Source organism: Streptomyces sp. sk2.1, from assembly GCF_008120935.1.
In the GTDB taxonomy this organism is placed as follows: Bacteria; Actinomycetota; Actinomycetes; order Streptomycetales; family Streptomycetaceae; genus Streptomyces.
Genome location: NZ_RDBO01000021.1, coordinates 38,494 through 54,856, shown reverse-complemented (window position 1 = coordinate 54,856; position 16,363 = coordinate 38,494). Strand labels below are relative to the sequence as shown.

Genomic DNA, 16,363 nt, shown 5'->3' with positions numbered 1-16,363 from the left:
CGCAGACTGGAGTGACGGGCGAGGCCGGGAGGCGGAACACGGTATGGGTCGAGGAGACACGGGCGGGACACGGGCGGCGGATCCCGGCGGGGGCACGGCCGCCCGGGTGCTGGCGCGGCTGGCGGTGCTGGCGGCGATCGGGGCCGTGATCGTGCTGGGGTTCCCGCTCGGCCAGGGCGGGCTGCTGGTCATCGGGGCCGGGCTGCTCGGGCTGGTCGCGTGCGCCGTCGGTGTGTGGTGGTTCCTCGCGTACCGCGGTGTGGTGCGGCTGTGCGGTGCTCTCGTCGCGGTCGCCGCGCCGGTCGGCGTCGTGCTGCTCTTCGCGCAGAACGGGCTGTGGCCGACGGCGGCGGCCGGGCTCCTGTGCTGGGCCGTGACGCTGACCTGCGCCCGGGCGGCGTTGCGGAGGTCGCGTCCGAGGCGGCCCAAGCGGGCGGTCGCCGCGCCCCGGCCGAGGCGCCCGGCACTGATCATGAACCCGAAGTCCGGGGACGGGAAGGTGGAGCGCTTCGGCCTGGTCGAGCGGGCGGAGGCGCTGGGGGCCCGGGTGATCCTGCTCGACCCGTCCGCTCCCGCAGACGTGGCCGCGCTGGCCCGCGACGCGGTGGCCGACGGCGCGGATCTGCTCGGGGTGGCGGGCGGCGACGGCACCCAGGCGCTGGTCGCGGCGGTCGCCGTCGAGCACGACCTGCCGTTTCTCGTGGTCTCCGCCGGTACCCGCAACCACTTCGCGATGGACCTCGGCCTCGACCGTACCGACCCGGCCCGCTGCCTCGACGCGCTGACCGACGGCGAGGAGTTGCGGGTCGACCTCGGTGACGTCGCGGGCCGGAGCTTCGTCAACACCGTGTCCTTCGGCGTGTACGCGGATGTCGTGCACCACCCGGAGTACCGGGACGACAAGGCGGGCACGGCGCTGAGCCTGATGCCGGACCTGCTCGTCGGCGAGGGGGCGCGGCGGCTCGACGCCCGGGTCGACGGCGTCGAGCTCTCGTCCCAGCAGGCGCTGCTGATCAGCAACAACCCGTATGTCTCCCCCGACGACATCACCGGCGACGGCCGTCGGCCCCGGCTCGACGACGGTGTGCTGGGGGTGCTGGGCGTCCGGGTGGAGAGTGCCGTGCAGGCGGCCGACCTGGCCGTGCGGGGCGCGCAGTCCACGGGGCTGACCGCCATGTCCGCGCACCGGGTCGAGGTGACCTCCGACACGGACGAGATCCCCGTGGCGGTGGACGGCGAGGCGCTGTGCATGTCCACGCCGGTCGTGTGCACGTCGCGGCCGGGCGCGCTGCGGGTCCTGGTGCCGCGCGACCGGCCGGGCGTGGCCCCACCCGCTCCGCCCATGGACTGGCACCGGCTCGTCGACCTCGCGTTCGGCCGGGCCGGCGAAACCCCCGGAGGGCGGCACCGTGTCTGAGTACCACTCCCCCGCGTCCGTCGCATCGGTCCGCCGTGCCGCGGCGGCCGTACTGGGCGATCTGCAGGCGGTCGACGGGGCCCTGTACGCGGCCGTGGCCGCCACCCCCACGCCCACGCTGGACCGTGCGCTGCGGCGGCTGTCGCACACGGCCGACCATTCGAAGATCTCGCTGGCCGTCGCGGCCGGTCTCGCGCTGGGGCCCGGTCGTTCCCGCAGGGCGGCGGTGGCCGGGGTCGGCGCGGTCGCGCTGGCGTCGGCGACGGCGAACCTGTTCGGCAAGCGGATGGTCCGCCGGCGCCGGCCCGACCGGGAGCAGGCCCGGGTGATCGTGGCCCGGCAGGTGCCCATGCCGGAGTCGGCGTCCTTCCCGTCCGGTCACACGGCGTCGGCGACCGCGTTCGCCACGGCGGTGGGCGTCGTGCTGCCCCCGGCGGCGGTGCCGCTCGGGGCGCTGGCCGTCGCCGTCGGCTACTCCCGCGTCCACACGGGCGTCCACTATCCCGGTGATGTCGCGGCCGGTGCGGTCCTCGGCTTCGCCTCCGCCGCCGTGTCCCTGGCCGTCGGGCGTGCCCTGCTGGTCCGTGGTGTGATCCGACCGACCGTACGGGGGCCGTCCGGGTGACCGCCGTGCGCGGCTTTCCCGTGCGCCGAGGCGGGCGGAGAACCGCGGGCTAGCGTCCGACGAAGCGTTTCGTCGCCCTCCTGCCTCCCGCGTCCACGTGTCCGCGCGTTCCCGCATCCGTGTGTTCGCGCGTTCCCGTGTCCGCGTGTTCGCGCGTTTCTTCGTTCGTGAGCCCCGCGTCTGTGAGTCCCCGTGTTCGCTCTTCTCGTCCTTGTGTCACTGCTGTTCGTGTGGACCCTGGTGTCGGAGCGGCTGGCCCGGTGGAGCATCACCGCGCCCATCGCGTTCGCCGTGGCCGGGATCGTGCTGACCCGCGGCGAGGACCCGGCCGTCCCCCTCGACCTGGAGGCGCACGCCTTTCAGCAGGGCGTCGAGCTGGTGCTCGCCGTCATGCTGTTCACGGACGCCACGGAGGCCCGGAACTACGAGCGGATCGGCAGGTCGGCGGGGGAGGGCCGGCTCCTGTGTCTGGCCCTCCCGGGTTCGGTGGGCCTCGCGACCCTCGCCGGGGCGGCGCTCTTCCCCGGTACGAGCTGGTGGCTGCTGGGCGTGGCCGCGCTCGTGGTGATGCCGATGGACCTCGCCCCGGTCGCGACGTTCCTGCGCGACGAGCGGGTGCCCCTGCGAGTACGGGCCGCGCTGAACGTCGAGGGCGGCTTCAACGACGGGCTGATCTCGCCGCTGTTCGTGTTCTGCGTGGCCAATATCGTTTCCCCCCGGGGGGAGTCCTTCGCGTCCCTGGTCCTGAACGCCCTGAAGGGTGTGGCGTTCGCCGTGCTCGTGGGCACGGTCGTGGGGCTGCTGGCCTCCCTGCTGGTGCGGCGTTCCCTGGACTCCGGCTGGGCGCGGCCGGCCGGGCTGCGCCTGTCGGCCCTGGCCCTGCCGTTCCTGTCGTACGCGGCCTCGGTGCTGATCGGCGGCAACGGCTTCGTCGCCGCGTTCGTCTGCGGCCTGTGGTACGCCCACGCCGCGCATGCCGTCGGCCACGACAATCTCGAACTCACCCATGACGCCGCCCATGTGATGGCCCTGGCGGTGTGGTTCACCTTCGGCAAGCTGGCCGCGGACGAGTTCGCGCAGGACGGTCTGCCCCTGGCGGTCGTCGGCTACGCCCTGCTCGCCCTCACCGTGCTCCGGTTCGTACCGGTGTACGCCTCGCTCACCGGTGTCGGCTTCGACGTGGCCGAGCGCAGCACCGTCGGCTGGCTCGGTTCCCGCGGGGTGACCTCGATCGTCTTCGCGGTCCTCGCGTACACCCAGCTCCCGCCGGACGAGGGGGCGTTCGTCTTCCAGGTGACGGCCGCGACCGTCCTGCTCAGTGTCGTCCTGCACGGTGTGACGGCGGAGCCCGTCGCCCGCTGGTTCGCGCGGCACGCCCCTGAAGGATCCGCCCGGTGAGCGGTGCTGTGGTGTCCGGCCGGCCGGGCACGGACCGGGCCGAAGGTCCGTACGGTCCCGGTGACCGGCCGGGCGCGGCCCGGTCCTCGCCCTCGTCGGCGGGTCAGGTCGGCCGGGTCTCGCTCCGCAGGTGCTGGACGGCCCGGACCAGGGGCGCCGGCGCGGGGTCGGCGGCCGCCCGGTCGAGTGCCTCGCACAGGGCGGTTTCGTGGGTGGGGCGGGCCTCCTCCAGCAGACGCAGGCCGTCGTCGGTGACGTCGGTGCAGATGCCCCGACGGTCGGTGGGGCACAGGTGGCGCGAGAGCAGTCCGCGGTCCTCCAGCCGGGTGGTGGCGCTCCGGCCGAGGACGACGGAGTCGGCGACCTGCCGCATCTGCAGGTGCCCGCCCTCGCCGTCGTGCCGGCGGCTCAGCGCATCCAGCAGCGAGTACTCGCGTGCGCTCAGCCGGTGTCAGGCCTGGAGCGCGCGTTCGACTCCGCTCTCGATGCGGCCGTGCAGCAGCGAGAGCGCCGACCAGCTGTGCGCCAGTGCGGTCATCGCCGGATCGGTGGCGGTCATGAGCGGCTCCTCGACCGGGTCGGGCGGAACGGTGGCAGTGAGCCCGACGACATATCACTGAACTCATTATACCCGCGCTTGCAACTATTGTCGGTGCACGTAAAGTGCTGAGGAGATGAGGGTCGGCGGCGCAGACCTCGCGGACGGCCGGCGCGGGGTGGCTGTGCGTCCACGGCGAGCCGGCGAGAACGAACGTCATGACGCCCGCCTCGCGGGCGGGGCGGCCGGCTCCGCGTCCGGCAGCATTCCCCCGGTCGCGTCGGTCCGCACCGGCCCACCCGGCGTCCGCACCCGCGGGTCGAGGTCCAGCAACCGCGCCGCATGCCGCCCGAGCCGGTCGAACACCTCGCCCGGCAGCCACGGCCCCGCCGTCCCTCCGATGCCGGTGCGGGCCGTGAACTCCGCGGACGCGGGCCGCTTCCCCGGCGCCTTCTCCAGGCACTGACGTACGAGCCCGACCATGCTCTCGGGCACGTCTTCCAGGTCCGGGAAGTGTTCGGCCCGGCAGGCCGGGTGAGCTTCGCGGAGCAGGCGAACGGAGGGGGATACCGCCTGGGCAGTTGCGCCCCAGTGGCCCCGCCGACGCTTCCCTCTCCCACCCGACCCGTTCTGGCATGATGCGCTGTCAGTGCCTGGGAGGGCTGTGCCGTTCGCAGAGGAGGGGTCGTGTTCGACGGGCTGGAGCCGGAGGACCCGCGGCAGGTGGGGCGGTACCGGATCGTGGCGCGGATCGGCGCGGGCGGCATGGGACAGGTGTATCTGGGGCGTTCGCCCGGTGGTCGCCCGGTCGCACTGAAGGTGGTGCGTCCGGAGCTGGCCCGGGACATGGACTTCCGACGCCGCTTCGTTCGTGAAGTGACGGCGGCCCGCAGGGTGAACGGGGCTTTCACCGCCGGGGTCGTCGACGCCGAACCCGACGGCTCCCCGGCCTGGCTGGCGACCGTCTACGTATCCGGTGTGTCGCTGGGCGAGGCGGTTGCCCGGCACGGGCCGTGGCAGACCGAGCACGTGCTGGCACTCGGCGCCGGTCTGGCGGAGGCACTGGAGGCGATCCACGCCGCCGGCGTCGTGCACCGCGACCTGAAGCCCTCCAACGTCCTGCTGGCCCCCGACGGCCCCCGAGTGATCGACTTCGGCATTTCGACAGCGAGCGAGGCCAGCGCGCTGACCCACACCGGCATGACGATCGGCACGCCCGGCTTCATGTCCCCGGAACAACTCACCGGCCGGTCCGTCGGGCCCGCCAGCGACGTCTTCGCGCTCGGCGCGGTACTCGCCCACACCGCTGCCGGCATCGGCCCGTTCGGCACCGGCACCCCTCACGCCCTGCACTTCCGCGCCGTGTACGAGGAGCCCGACCTCGACGCCCTTCCGCCGGAACTGCGCAGGATCGTGGCGGCCTGCTTGGCCAAGGAGCCCGATCAGCGGCCGACCGTGACCGACCTGTTGCACCGGATGACCACCTCTGGCGAGGGGAATACGGCCGAAGCGACGCCCCTGCTCACGGAGCCCGGCTGGATGCCCGACGAGGTCGACCGGCTGGTCCGGGCGAAGGCCGCCACCCCGCTGCCCCGCAACCCTGCCCCCGACCGGCGCTCAGGCGTCCAGCGCCGCGGAGACCACGGCCTTCGCCTCCTCCTGGACCCGGGCGAGGTGGTCACCGCCCAGGAAGGACTCCGCGTAGATCTTGTAGACGTCCTCGGTGCCCGAGGGACGGGCGGCGAACCAGGCGTTCTCCGTGGTCACCTTGATGCCGCCGATCGGCGCGCCGTTGCCCGGCGCCTCCGTGAGCACGGCCGTGACCCGCTCGCCGGCCAGGGTGTCGGCCGTGACCTGCTCGGGGGACAGCCGGGCGAGCACCGCCTTCTGCGCGCGGTCGGCCGGGGCGTCGATCCGGGCGTACGCCGGTTCGCCGAACCGCTCGGTGAGCGCCGCGTAGCGCTGGGAGGGGGACTCGCCGGTCACCGCGAGGATCTCGGAGGCGAGCAGCGCCAGGATGATGCCGTCCTTGTCGGTCGTCCACACCGAGCCGTCCCGGCGCAGGAACGACGCACCGGCGGACTCCTCGCCGCCGAAGCCGAGCGAGCCGTCCAGCAGCCCGTCCACGAACCACTTGAAGCCGACCGGCACCTCCACCAGTTCGCGGCCGAGGTCGGCGGCGACCCGGTCGATCATCCCCGAGGAGACCAGCGTCTTGCCGACCCCCGCGGAGGCCGGCCACCGGTCGCGGTGCGCGTACAGGTAGCCGATGGCGACGGCGAGGTAGTGGTTCGGGTTCATCAGCCCGGCGTCCGGGGTCACGATGCCGTGCCGGTCGGCGTCGGCGTCGTTCCCCGTCGCGATCTGGAACCGGTCCCGCTGCTCGATCAGCGAGGCCATCGCGTACGGCGAGGAGCAGTCCATCCGGATCTTCCCGTCCCAGTCCAGCGTCATGAAGCGCCAGGTGGGGTCCGTCAGCGGGTTGACCACGGTCAGGTCGAGCCGGTGCTCCTCGGCGATGCGGCCCCAATACGCGACGGAGGCGCCGCCCAGCGGGTCGGCGCCGATGCGCACCCCGGCCGAGCGGATCGCGTCCAGGTCGAGCACCGACGGCAGGTCCGCCACGTACGAACCGAGGAAGTCGTACGTCCCGGTGGTCGACGCCGCCCGCGCACGGGCGTACGGCATCCGGCGCACGTCCTTCATGCCGCCGGCGATGATCTCGTTGGCCCGGTCCTGGATCCAGCCGGTGGCGTCCGACCCGGCCGGTCCGCCGTTCGGCGGGTTGTACTTGAACCCGCCGTCGCCGGGCGGGTTGTGGGACGGGGTGACCACCACGCCGTCGGCGAGCCGCGAGGTCCTGCCCCGGTTGTGGGCGAGCACCGCGTGCGACACCGCCGGCGTCGGGGTGTACCCGTCGGCCGGGTCGACGAGCACGGTCACGTCGTTGGCGGCGAACACCTCCAGGGCGGTGACCCGGGCCGGCTCCGACAGCGCGTGGGTGTCGGCCCCCAGGAACAGCGGACCGTCCGTGCCCCGGCGCGCCCGGTACTCGCTGATGGCCTGGCTGGTGGCGGCGATGTGGTCCTCGTTGAACGCGGTGGCCGTGGACGAACCGCGGTGGCCGGAGGTGCCGAACGCCACCCGCTGGTCCGGTTTGGCCGGATCCGGACGCAGGGCGTAATACGCCGTCACCAGCCGGGCCACATCGGTGAGGTCCTCCGGCCGGGCCGGCTGTCCAGCTCGTTCGTGCGGCATCTGCCCACTCCTCCGTATCGGTCGGTCGTCGTGATCTTCCCCCGCCACATCTTCGCGGGTGGCCGGTGCCGCCCGACGACCGCCCCGCCGCGGACCGGGCGGCGCGGGGGCACCCGGCGGCGGGCCAATCCCGTGGAACCACCGGGCCGCCCCGGCATATGTTCGTCCACGACGACGGACGGTCCACCGCGCACCGCACGACGTGGCGGGATTCGGGCCGGACCAGGAGGAGCGAGATGACGACGGACGAGATGACGACGGACGGGCACGCACGGGACGGCGGCGTACAACTGCGCCGGGCCACCGCCGAGGACGCCGGTCCGCTCACCCGGCTCTTCCTCGCCTCCCGCGCCGCTGCCATGCCGTACCTGCCGAAGGTGCACAGCGACGAGGACACGCTCGCCTGGATGACCCATGTCGTCCTGCCCGGGACGGCGGTGTGGATCGCGGAGGCCGGTACCGGGAACGGGACGGGGCCGGGGGAGCCGCTGGGGTTCGTCTCCGTCGACGGGGCCGAGCTGGAGCATCTGTACCTGCGCCCCGACGCGCGGCGCCGGGGCATCGGATCGCTGCTGCTGGACCGGGCGCGCCGCTCCTCGGCCGGGGAGCTCACGCTGTACGTCTTCCGGCGCAACACCGACGCGCGGGCCTTCTACGAACGGCACGGCTTCACCGCGATCGCGTTCGACGACGGCAGCCGCAACGAGGAGCGGGAACCGGACGTCAGGTACCGGTGGACCGCGAACGGCTGACGACGCCCGTCCCCCTCGGCCCCGGCGGCCCGTTCGCCCGTCGTGCCGCCGGACGGACGCGCCGTCCGGCGGCGCCGCGGGGCCGCGTCAGGATCGCGGCGGACCGGGGGCTGCGGCACAGTGGGCACATGGACGACCTGAATGCCCTCGCCGACGAGCACCTGGCCGCGGCCCGCGACTCCGCGCACGGCCGCAGCGCCCACCGCCTGCTGCACGAGGGGCCGCTGCGGCAGACCGTCATCTCCCTCACCGCCGGCTCCGCCCTCGACGAGCACAACGCCCCCGCCGCGGCCTCCCTCCAGGTGCTCCGCGGCAGGGTCCGGCTCACGGCGCCCTCGGGCGACGCGGAGCTGGGCGCCGGAGCGCTCCACCCGATCCCGCAGGAGCGGCACGGGCTGCTGGCGCTGGAGGACGCCGTGGTGCTGCTGACCGCCGTCAACGAGTGACGGCACGGGCCCCGGCGGCCGCCCGCACCCGCTCCAGGACCCACAGCACCAGGCTGCCCGCGGCGAGCGCCCCGCCCAGCAGGGAGATCCCGCTCCAGCCGGCCCGCGACCACACCACCGAGGCGAGTGCCGCCCCGACCGCACCACCCATGAAGAACAGCGTCATGTAGGCGGAGTTGATCCGGCTGCGGGCCTCCGGACGGAGCGCGTAGATCACGTGCTGGCCGCTGTTGAGCCCCGCCTGCTGGGCGATGTTCAGCAGGACCACCCCGACCGTCAGCCACAGCAGCGACGACCCGCCGGCCAGCATCGGCAGCCAGGAGAGCGTGAGCAGCACGGCCGCCGCCCCCGACACCGCCTGCACCCGGCCCCGGTCGCTCAGCCGGGCCGCGATGTTCATGCCCACCACCCCGATGACGCCCACCAGTCCGAAGAGCCCGATGGCGGCGGCGCTCCAGCCGAAGGGTTCCCGGGTCAGCAGGAACGTCAGCGCGGTCAGCTGCACGCTGTACGAGGCCATGGAGAACGCGCCGATGACCGCCCGTCGGCGCAGCACGGGCTCCTGCCGCAGCAGGGACAGCGTGGAGCGCAGCAGTCCGGTGTACGACATCGCGGCCGCATCGCCCGTCCGGGGCAACCGGGGCAGCCGGCGGTGCAGGAGCACCGCCATGACCGCCATGAGCAGCGCGTTCACCCAGTACACGGTCCGCCAGCCGCCCAGCTCGGACAGCGCGCCCGCGGCCAGCCGCCCGAACAGCCCGCCGAGCAGGACCCCGGACATGACCACGCCGACGACCCTGCCGCGTTCGGCCGGGGCCGCGAGGGCCGCCGCGAACGGCACCACGACCTGCGCCCCGACGGAGGCCAGCGCGGTCAGCAGGGTCCCGGCGATCAGCAGCGGGCCGCCCGGGGCGACGGCCGTCACCAGGAGGAAGAGGGCGGTCAGCGCGAACAGGCCCACGGCGAGCCGCCGGCGGTCCAGGACGTCCCCGAGCGGGACGAGCAGGATCAGCCCCAGCGCGTACCCGGCCTGCGCGGCGGTCACGACCATCCCCGCCGCGGTGGTCCCGATGCCCAGGTTCAGCTCGATGAGGTCCAGGAGCGGCTGCGCGAAGTAGTTCCCGGCGCAGGAGAGACCGGCGGCGACGGCCATCAGCAGGACCAGGCCGCGGCTGAGCACGGGCGGTTCGGGAAGAGCGCGGGCGACGGCCCGGCCTCGGGTCATGTGGGTGGAAGGAGCCATGCCCACAGCCTCCGTGAACTCCATTTATGAGTCCAACACATGTTTTTCATTTCATCGATCGTGGTTCACGATGGATGGATGGAACTCCAGCAGATGCGGTACGTGGTCGCGGTGGCCGAACTGGGCAGCTTCACACGCGCCGCGAAGAGATGCCTGGTCGTCCAGTCCGCGCTGAGCCATCAGATCGCCCGGCTGGAGAAGGAGTTGGGGGCCCGGCTCTTCGACCGCACCAGCCGCCGGGTGCGGCTCACCGCGGCGGGCGAGGTGTTCCTGCCGGAGGCCCGGCAGGCGCTGGACGCGGCGGAGCGGGCCCGCTCCGAGGTCGCCGCGGCGGCGGGGGAGGTCCGCGGCCGTCTCGCGGTCGGCGCCATCCCGACCGTCTCCGCCGTCGACATCCCGGCCGCGCTGCGGGCGTTCCACCTCCGCTACCCGAAGGTGCGCATCGTCCTGCGGGACGGGGCGAGCAAGGACCTGGTCCAGGAGGTGCGGGACGGGACGCTCGACGTGGCGTTCCTGGGCGTGCTGCCGAGCTACCGGCCGAAGGGGGTGAGCGACCACGAGCTGAGCACCGGCGAGCTGGTCGCCGTCGTCGCCCCGACCCACGCCCTGGCGGGGCGGACGGAGGTGGGCCTGGACCGGCTGGCGCGGGAGATGTTCGTCGACTACCCCGACGGCACCGCCGCGCGGGCGCAGTCGGAGGAGGCGTTCGCGGCGATGGGGCTCTCCCGCGAGGTGGCGTTCGAGGTCAGCGGCACCGACTTCATCGTCCGGCTGGTCCGCAGCGGGCTCGGCATCGCCATGCTGCCTGCCGCCTTCGCGGCGGGACTGACCGGAGTGCGCGTGCTGTCCGTCCGCGACGCGCCCGCCCGGACGGAGCGGCTGGTCTGGAGCCGGTCCCGCCCCACCCCGGCGGCCGCGGCGTTCCTCACCGGCCTCGGCATCGACCCGGACACCGGTTCCTGAGGGGCGGATCCACGCCGTTTCCGCCGCGGGGCAGCGGTCGCCGAGGGATGCCCCGGCGGTCCGCTGGGCAGGTACAGGTGTACGAACCCGGGACAAGAGGCGGACCGGACGGCGGCGAGGAGCGTATGACGTGAGGGAGCGGGCCGTGTGGCAATTCTCGGACGACCGGGGGCAGTTGGCGACCGCCGACCGCCGCCCGGAACGGATCCTGGCCTATGTGCAGGCCGGGGCGACCCTCTGGGACCACGGGATACGTCCGAGCGGGTTGTTCGGCTCGGACCACGACGACCGTGTCGTGCCGGACGCCGCGAAGACCGGATCGCTGCCGCCGGACGAGGTCGCCTACCTCGGCGCCGGCAGCGACCTGGACGTGGACACCCTGCTGAGCGGCGGGCCCGACCTCGTGGTGGCCGTCAGCTACGGCGCCGGTCACGTCTACGGGCTCGCGCCGGAGACCGCCAAGCACCTGGAGGAGCGGGTCCCGGTCGTCGTCATCGACGTGGGCCGGGCGCGCACCTTCGCGGAGATCGGCGACCGGTTCGCCCGGCTGGCCCACTCGCTCGGCGCGGCGGAGCCCGCGACGGCGACCCGGGAACTGGACGCCGCCCGGGACCGGCTGCGCACGCTCGCCGCCGCCCCGTCCGGCCCCCGGGTCCTCGCCCTCTCCCCGGCCGGACAGGAGCAGGTCCACCTCGCCCGCCCCCGCACGTGGCCCGAGCTGCGGGTGCTGGCCGAGCTGGGCGTCGACGTCGTGGAACCGGCCGAGGGGCCCGGGGCGAGCTGGTCCACGGTCGACTGGGCGCAGGCCGCGGCCCTCTCCCCGGCCGTCGTGCTCGCCGACATCCGGTCCAACGCCGCGCCGCTCGACGGACTCCGGGCGAACACCGACTGGGCGGCGATCGAACGGGCCGCGCGGGTGGTGCCGTGGAACCCCGAACCGGTCTGCAGCGCGCGGGCCCACGCGCACTTCCTGACCCTGGTGGCCGACGCGCTGGAGGCCGCCCGGCACTGAGCACGCCCCACGCGGGCCCCGCGGCCCCGTACCGCGGCCCGTGCGGGACCCGGACCGTGCCCCTGGAGCGCGGCCCGGACCGGGTCCCCCGGCCCCGGAGGCCCCGGAGGACCCGGGGGACACCGGGGGATTTCGCCTGCCGCGCCCCGGCGCCGCCGGCCGGTCCCTGCGCGCGGGGCGGGCGCGGGCGGGTGCCGCGGCCGGGGACCCGTCGCGCACACGGCAGGATCGGACCCGACACGTCCAGGACGCCCCGCCACCGCACTCCAGGAGATCCCACCCCCATGCTCGACAGACTCGACCCGCTGGTCATCGGCGAATGCGTCGCCGACATCGTCCGGCTGCCGGGCACGGCCGACCGGGTCCACCCGGGCGGCAGCCCGGCCAACGTCGCCCTCGGCCTGGCCCGGCTCGGACACGACACCACCCTGCTCACCCAGCTCGGCCCGGACGACAACGGGCGGCTGATCAGGGACCACCTGACCGGGGCCAGCGTCGAGGTGCGCACGGACGGAGCCGCGGCCGCCACCCCGTCCGCGGCCGTGACCCTGGACGCCGTGGGCCGGGCCGCGTACACCTTCGAGATCACCTGGACGCTCGGCCCGGTCGCCCTGGACCGGACCCCGCGCCACGTCCACATCGGCTCCGTCGCGACGGTGATGGAACCGGGCGCGGCGACCGTCCTCGGCGCCGTCGAGTCGCTGCGGGCGTCCGCGACCGTCAGCTACGACCCCAACGTGCGGCCCGAACTGATGGGGGACCACGGGGCCGCCGTGCGCAGGGTCGAGCGGTGCGTCGCACTCGGCGACGTGGTCAAGGCGAGCGACGAGGACCTGGAGTGGCTCTACCCGGGCCAGGACCCCGGACGGGTCGCCGAACGGTGGCTGGCCACCGGCCCGGCCCTGGTCATGGTCACCCGGGGAGGCGACGGCGCGCTGGCCGTCCTGCCCGGCGCACGGGTGGCGGTCGACGCCCTGCCCGTCGAGGTCGTCGACACGGTGGGGGCGGGCGACGCCTTCATGTCGGGCACCCTGCACGCCCTCGCCGCGCACGGACTGCTCGGCGCCGACGGCCGGGAACGGCTGCGCGCGACGGACCGGGACACGGTGGCCGACGTCCTGCGCCACGCGGTGGCCTCCGCCGCCGTGACCGTCTCCCGGGCCGGCGCCAACCCGCCGGACGCGACGGAGCTGGCGACGGCACTCGACCGGACCTGAGCACCGGGCGCCGCACCCCGGCCCGCGGCGCCGCGCACGGCGCGCCGCCACTGCTGCGACCGGGTGGGAACACTCACCACGACGCGCGCAGCCGTTCGACCCATCGGGGGTGTCAATGACCCGTTCGGGTAATGGGCCGCATCCTCCCCGGGGCTACTGCCGTTCGACAACCGGTAGGCGTGATCGATTACGGAGGAGGGGGCGGGACATGGCGCGGGTCGGCATGGGTGTCGCGGTGACGGGACTGGGGCTGGTGACGCCCGCGGGCGCGGAGGAGCGAACCTTCTGGGAGGGGCTGTGCGCCGGGGTTTCGGTGGCCCGCGGCTGCGAGGAGCTGGCCGGGCTGCCGGTCGACTTCGGCTGTCCGGTGGACGGGATCGACCTGGACCGGGCCGTCGGCGGGCGGGCGGTCTGGCGCATGGCGCGGTTCGTGAAGATGGCGCTGGTCGCCGCCCGCCGGGCGGTGGCGGACGCCGGTCTCGCGCCCGAGCGGTGGGACGGCGACCGGGTCGGCGTGGTGCTCGGCGTCGGGGTGGGCGCGGTCTCCGTCCTCGTCGACAACGTGCGCCGGCTCGACGACGGCGGACCGGACGCGGTCTCGCCGCTCCTGGTCCCGATGATGATGCCCAACGCCGCCGCCGGGGAGGTGGCCATCGCCCTGCGGGCGCACGGCCCCAGCCTGGCACCGGCGACCGCCTGCGCGTCCGGGGCGACGGCGCTCGCCGTCGCCCGCGACCTGCTGGCCGACGGCCGGTGCGACGTGGTGGTGGCCGGCGGCGCGGAGTCCGTGCTGACCCCGCTGGTGGTGAGCGCCTTCGCGGGGATGGGCGCACTCTCCCTGCGCGGGGACGACCCGGCGGGAGCCTCGCGGCCGTTCGCCGCCGACCGGGACGGCTTCGTGATCGGCGAGGGCGCCGCCGTGCTCGTACTGGAGCGCACGGACGACGCGCTCGCCCGCGGCGCCCGCCCGCGCGCCCTGCTGACCGGTGCGGGCTCCGCCACCGACGCCCACCACCCCACGGCCCCGGCACCGGACGGCGGCGGGGCGCGCAAGGCCGTCGAGTCCGCGCTGGCGGAGGCGGGCTGGGCGGCCCACGAGGTCGACCACATCAACGCGCACGGCACGTCCACGGTGCTGAACGACGCGATGGAGACGGCCCTGATCTCGTCGCTCTTCCCCCACCGCCCGTCGGTGACCGCCCCCAAGGGGGTGCTCGGGCACACCCTCGCCGCGGCCGGGGCGATCGAGGCGGCCGCCACCGTACTGACCCTGGAGCACGGCCTCGTACCGCCCATCGCCAACCTGGACTCGCAGACCGACGGGTTCGACCTGGACTGCGTGGTCAAGGAGCCCCGCCCCCAGCGCGTCGAGCGGGCGCTGAGCCACTCCTTCGGCTTCGGCGGGCACAACGTCGTGCTCGCCTTCCAGCGGTTCGCGGGCGACGGCCCGCCGCGCACGGAACCGGGTGTCCTCGCCATTGCTTGATCGTTATATTTTCATGACCGCAACGATCGACAGCCCTTCCGCCGAACGGTCCACGGATCTGCTCACCGGTGTCCTCCTCGGCGAGGACTTCCGCCGGGAGCACGGCTTCTGGCGACGGATGATCAGCACGGAACCGTTCCGCCGCCCCGACCTGCGCACCCCCGACGAGCGCCTGGCCCTCGTGTACGAGCGGTTGCGCGTCCTCAACGAATGCCTGGACAGCGGCGCCCGGCTGGCCGCCGACCCGCGCGCCCTCGCGGCCCTGCACGAGTGGCTCGGACCGGTCGACCCGGCGCTCGCCACGGTGGCCGGAATCCACTACAACCTCTTCCTCGGCAGCCTCCTCGACCATGGGGGCGACACCCCCCGCGACCTCTCCGACTTCCTCCGGCTGCGCAGCGTCGGCACCTTCCTCTGCACGGAGGTGGCGCACGGCAACGACGCCGTGGCCGTCGAGACCACGGCCTCCTACGACCGCGGACGCGACGGGTTCGTGCTGCACACCCCGCACGCCGGGGCCCAGAAGTTCATGCCCAACACCAGCCCGGTCGGCGGCCCCAAGACCGGACTGGTGGCGGCCCGGCTGATCGTCGACGGGGACGACCACGGCGTCTTCCTCTTCCTCGTGCCGCTCACCGACGCCGTACGGGCCCTGCCCGGCATCCGGGTGCGCCGGCTGCCCGCCCGCACCGGCAGCCCGGTGGACCACTGCCTGACCTCCTTCGACCGGGTCTTCGTGGAGCGTGCGGCGCTGCTCGGCGGGGAGCACGGACGCATCGGTGACGACGGGGAGTTCAGCAGCGCCGTGGCCAACCGGAGGCGCCGCTTCCTGGCCTCGATCGGCCGGGTCACCTCCGGCAAGATCTCGATGACCGCCTGCGCGGTCGGCTCGGCCCGCGCGACGCTCGCCGTGGCCGTCCGCTACGGGGGGCACCGGTACATCTCGGGCCCCCGCGGCTCGCGGCCGGTGCCGGTGATCGCCCATCGCAGCCACCACGGCCCGCTCGCCCACGCCATGGCCACCGTCTTCGCGATGAGCCTGCTGCACCGCAGGGCCCTGGACCGCTGGGAGCGGGCGGAGCCGGGGGAGGGACGGGAGGACGCGGAGCGGCTGGTCGCCGTCGCCAAGGGATGGATCACCTGGCGGGCGAGGTCCGTGATCGTCGAGTGCCGGGAACGCTGCGGGGCCCAGGCGCTCCTGGAGCACAACGGCATGAGCGAACTGGTCACCGGGGTGGAGGGCGCCATCACCGCCGAGGGCGACAACGTGGCCATCCACGCCAAGGCGGCCGCCGAGATGCTGTTCGCCGCCCCGTCGGCCGGGTCCGACGATCCCCCCGCCGCGACGACCGGCGCGCTCGACGACCCCCGATTCCTCGGCGGGCTGCTCGCGGCACTGGAACGGATCTGGTTCGCGCGGGCCCGGGAACGGATCGGCCTCGCCCCGCAGGGCGACCGGCTGGCCCGCTGGAACGCGGCGTCCGGGCCCGCGCTGCGCGGGGTGGAGGCGCACGCGTGCGGCCAGGCGGCCGAGGCGTACGCGGAGGCGGTGGCCGCCCTGCCCGAGGGGCCCGCCAGGGACCGGCTCGACGAGCTGCAACGGCTGTTCGCGCTCGACGTCGTCGCCCGCAACAGCGGTGATCTGCTGGCCGCAGGCTATTTGACGGTCAGTCAGGTATTGGGGCTGCCGGACGCGGTGGAGGAGCTCGTCGCCGCGGTCGCCCCCCGGCTCCCGGACCTCGTCGAGTCCTTCGCGCTGCCGCCGCAGGTGCTCGCCGACTGGCCCATCGCCGGTGCCGACTACCTGGACGCTTACGACGATCCGGCCGCCTCCTGGCACACGGACGGGGACCGGACGACGGCCGAGGAGGGGCGATGAGGGCCATGGGGGGCATGGGAACAGCCGTGCGTCCCTGCCGGGTCGGGGAGGCTGCCGGGGCTCTTGGGGTCCGTGTGGTCCTGCTGGCTTTCTGGGGTACGACGGCGGTTCTGGCCCGGTGGTGCGCGG

General features: G+C 74.5%; 13 protein-coding genes and 2 pseudogenes. 11 read left to right on the top strand and 4 right to left on the bottom strand.

The features are described 5' to 3' along the window. Positions 1-43 precede the first annotated feature (43 nt). The 3 genes from EAO76_RS10935 to EAO76_RS10925 all read left to right on the top strand — a co-directional run bounded on the left by EAO76_RS10935 (position 44) and on the right by EAO76_RS10925 (position 3,440). The gene (locus tag EAO76_RS10935; protein WP_148835730.1) at positions 44-1,417 is read left to right on the top strand and encodes a diacylglycerol kinase family protein; all 1,374 of its coding nucleotides are present in this window, start codon (positions 44-46) and stop codon (positions 1,415-1,417) included. Next, the gene (locus EAO76_RS10930; protein ID WP_262375379.1) at positions 1,410-2,042 is read left to right on the top strand and encodes a phosphatase PAP2 family protein; all 633 of its coding nucleotides are present in this window, start codon (positions 1,410-1,412) and stop codon (positions 2,040-2,042) included. The genes EAO76_RS10935 and EAO76_RS10930 overlap by 8 nt, the downstream gene beginning before the upstream one ends. 213 nt (positions 2,043-2,255) lie before the next feature. Then, entirely contained in the window at positions 2,256-3,440 is a 1,185-nt protein-coding gene (locus EAO76_RS10925; RefSeq protein ID WP_262375378.1) for a cation:proton antiporter, read from the top strand. 103 nt (positions 3,441-3,543) lie between these two features. On the opposite strand, the pseudogene EAO76_RS10920 reads toward EAO76_RS10925, so the two are convergent. Continuing rightward, positions 3,544-3,999 (bottom strand): annotated as a pseudogene (locus EAO76_RS10920) (MarR family winged helix-turn-helix transcriptional regulator). Between the two features lie 195 nt (positions 4,000-4,194). Further along, positions 4,195-4,473 carry a hypothetical protein gene (locus EAO76_RS10915; RefSeq protein ID WP_148835728.1) on the bottom strand — a complete coding sequence of 93 codons (279 nt, stop codon included), beginning with the start codon at positions 4,471-4,473 and terminating at the stop codon, positions 4,195-4,197. A gap of 270 nt (positions 4,474-4,743) precedes the next feature. On the opposite strand from EAO76_RS10915, the pseudogene EAO76_RS10910 reads away from it, so the two are divergent. Beyond that, positions 4,744-5,394: pseudogene (locus EAO76_RS10910) on the top strand (serine/threonine-protein kinase); the annotation flags it as partial. A gap of 201 nt (positions 5,395-5,595) precedes the next feature. Here EAO76_RS10910 and pgm read toward each other — a convergent pair. Then, the gene (gene pgm / locus EAO76_RS10905) at positions 5,596-7,236 is read right to left on the bottom strand and encodes a phosphoglucomutase (alpha-D-glucose-1,6-bisphosphate-dependent) (RefSeq protein WP_148835727.1); all 1,641 of its coding nucleotides are present in this window, start codon (positions 7,234-7,236) and stop codon (positions 5,596-5,598) included. A gap of 236 nt (positions 7,237-7,472) precedes the next feature. On the opposite strand from pgm, the gene EAO76_RS10900 reads away from it, so the two are divergent. Both EAO76_RS10900 and EAO76_RS10895 read left to right on the top strand, forming a co-directional pair. Further along, complete coding sequence (locus EAO76_RS10900) at positions 7,473-7,988, top strand: GNAT family N-acetyltransferase (protein WP_262375377.1); 516 nt, start codon at positions 7,473-7,475, stop codon at positions 7,986-7,988. A 128-nt stretch (positions 7,989-8,116) separates the two neighbouring features. Beyond that, positions 8,117-8,434, top strand: coding sequence for a cupin (locus EAO76_RS10895; RefSeq protein ID WP_148835726.1), 318 nt, complete (start codon positions 8,117-8,119; stop codon positions 8,432-8,434). On the opposite strand, the gene EAO76_RS10890 is transcribed toward EAO76_RS10895, so the two are convergent. Next, a complete protein-coding gene (locus EAO76_RS10890) occupies positions 8,424-9,677 on the bottom strand; it encodes an MFS transporter (protein ID WP_262375376.1) in 1,254 nt (417 codons plus the stop codon). The two genes, EAO76_RS10895 and EAO76_RS10890, sit on opposite strands and share 11 nt — an antisense overlap. Before the next feature lie 78 nt (positions 9,678-9,755). On the opposite strand from EAO76_RS10890, the gene EAO76_RS10885 reads away from it, so the two are divergent. The 5 genes from EAO76_RS10885 to EAO76_RS10865 all read left to right on the top strand — a co-directional run bounded on the left by EAO76_RS10885 (position 9,756) and on the right by EAO76_RS10865 (position 16,234). Next, positions 9,756-10,640: a LysR family transcriptional regulator gene (locus tag EAO76_RS10885; protein ID WP_148835725.1), complete on the top strand. Its 885-nt coding sequence runs from the start codon at positions 9,756-9,758 to the stop codon at positions 10,638-10,640. Between the two features lie 130 nt (positions 10,641-10,770). Next, the gene (locus EAO76_RS10880; protein WP_148835724.1) at positions 10,771-11,652 is read left to right on the top strand and encodes an ABC transporter substrate-binding protein; all 882 of its coding nucleotides are present in this window, start codon (positions 10,771-10,773) and stop codon (positions 11,650-11,652) included. 284 nt (positions 11,653-11,936) lie between these two features. After that, positions 11,937-12,869 carry a carbohydrate kinase gene (locus tag EAO76_RS10875; protein ID WP_148835723.1) on the top strand — a complete coding sequence of 311 codons (933 nt, stop codon included), beginning with the start codon at positions 11,937-11,939 and terminating at the stop codon, positions 12,867-12,869. Between the two features lie 208 nt (positions 12,870-13,077). Next, positions 13,078-14,355 (top strand): beta-ketoacyl-[acyl-carrier-protein] synthase family protein, encoded by a 1,278-nt coding sequence (locus tag EAO76_RS10870; RefSeq protein ID WP_148835722.1) that lies wholly within the window; start codon positions 13,078-13,080, stop codon positions 14,353-14,355. A gap of 13 nt (positions 14,356-14,368) precedes the next feature. Next, the gene (locus EAO76_RS10865; RefSeq protein ID WP_148835721.1) at positions 14,369-16,234 is read left to right on the top strand and encodes an acyl-CoA dehydrogenase; all 1,866 of its coding nucleotides are present in this window, start codon (positions 14,369-14,371) and stop codon (positions 16,232-16,234) included. Positions 16,235-16,363: the final 129 nt, after the last annotated feature.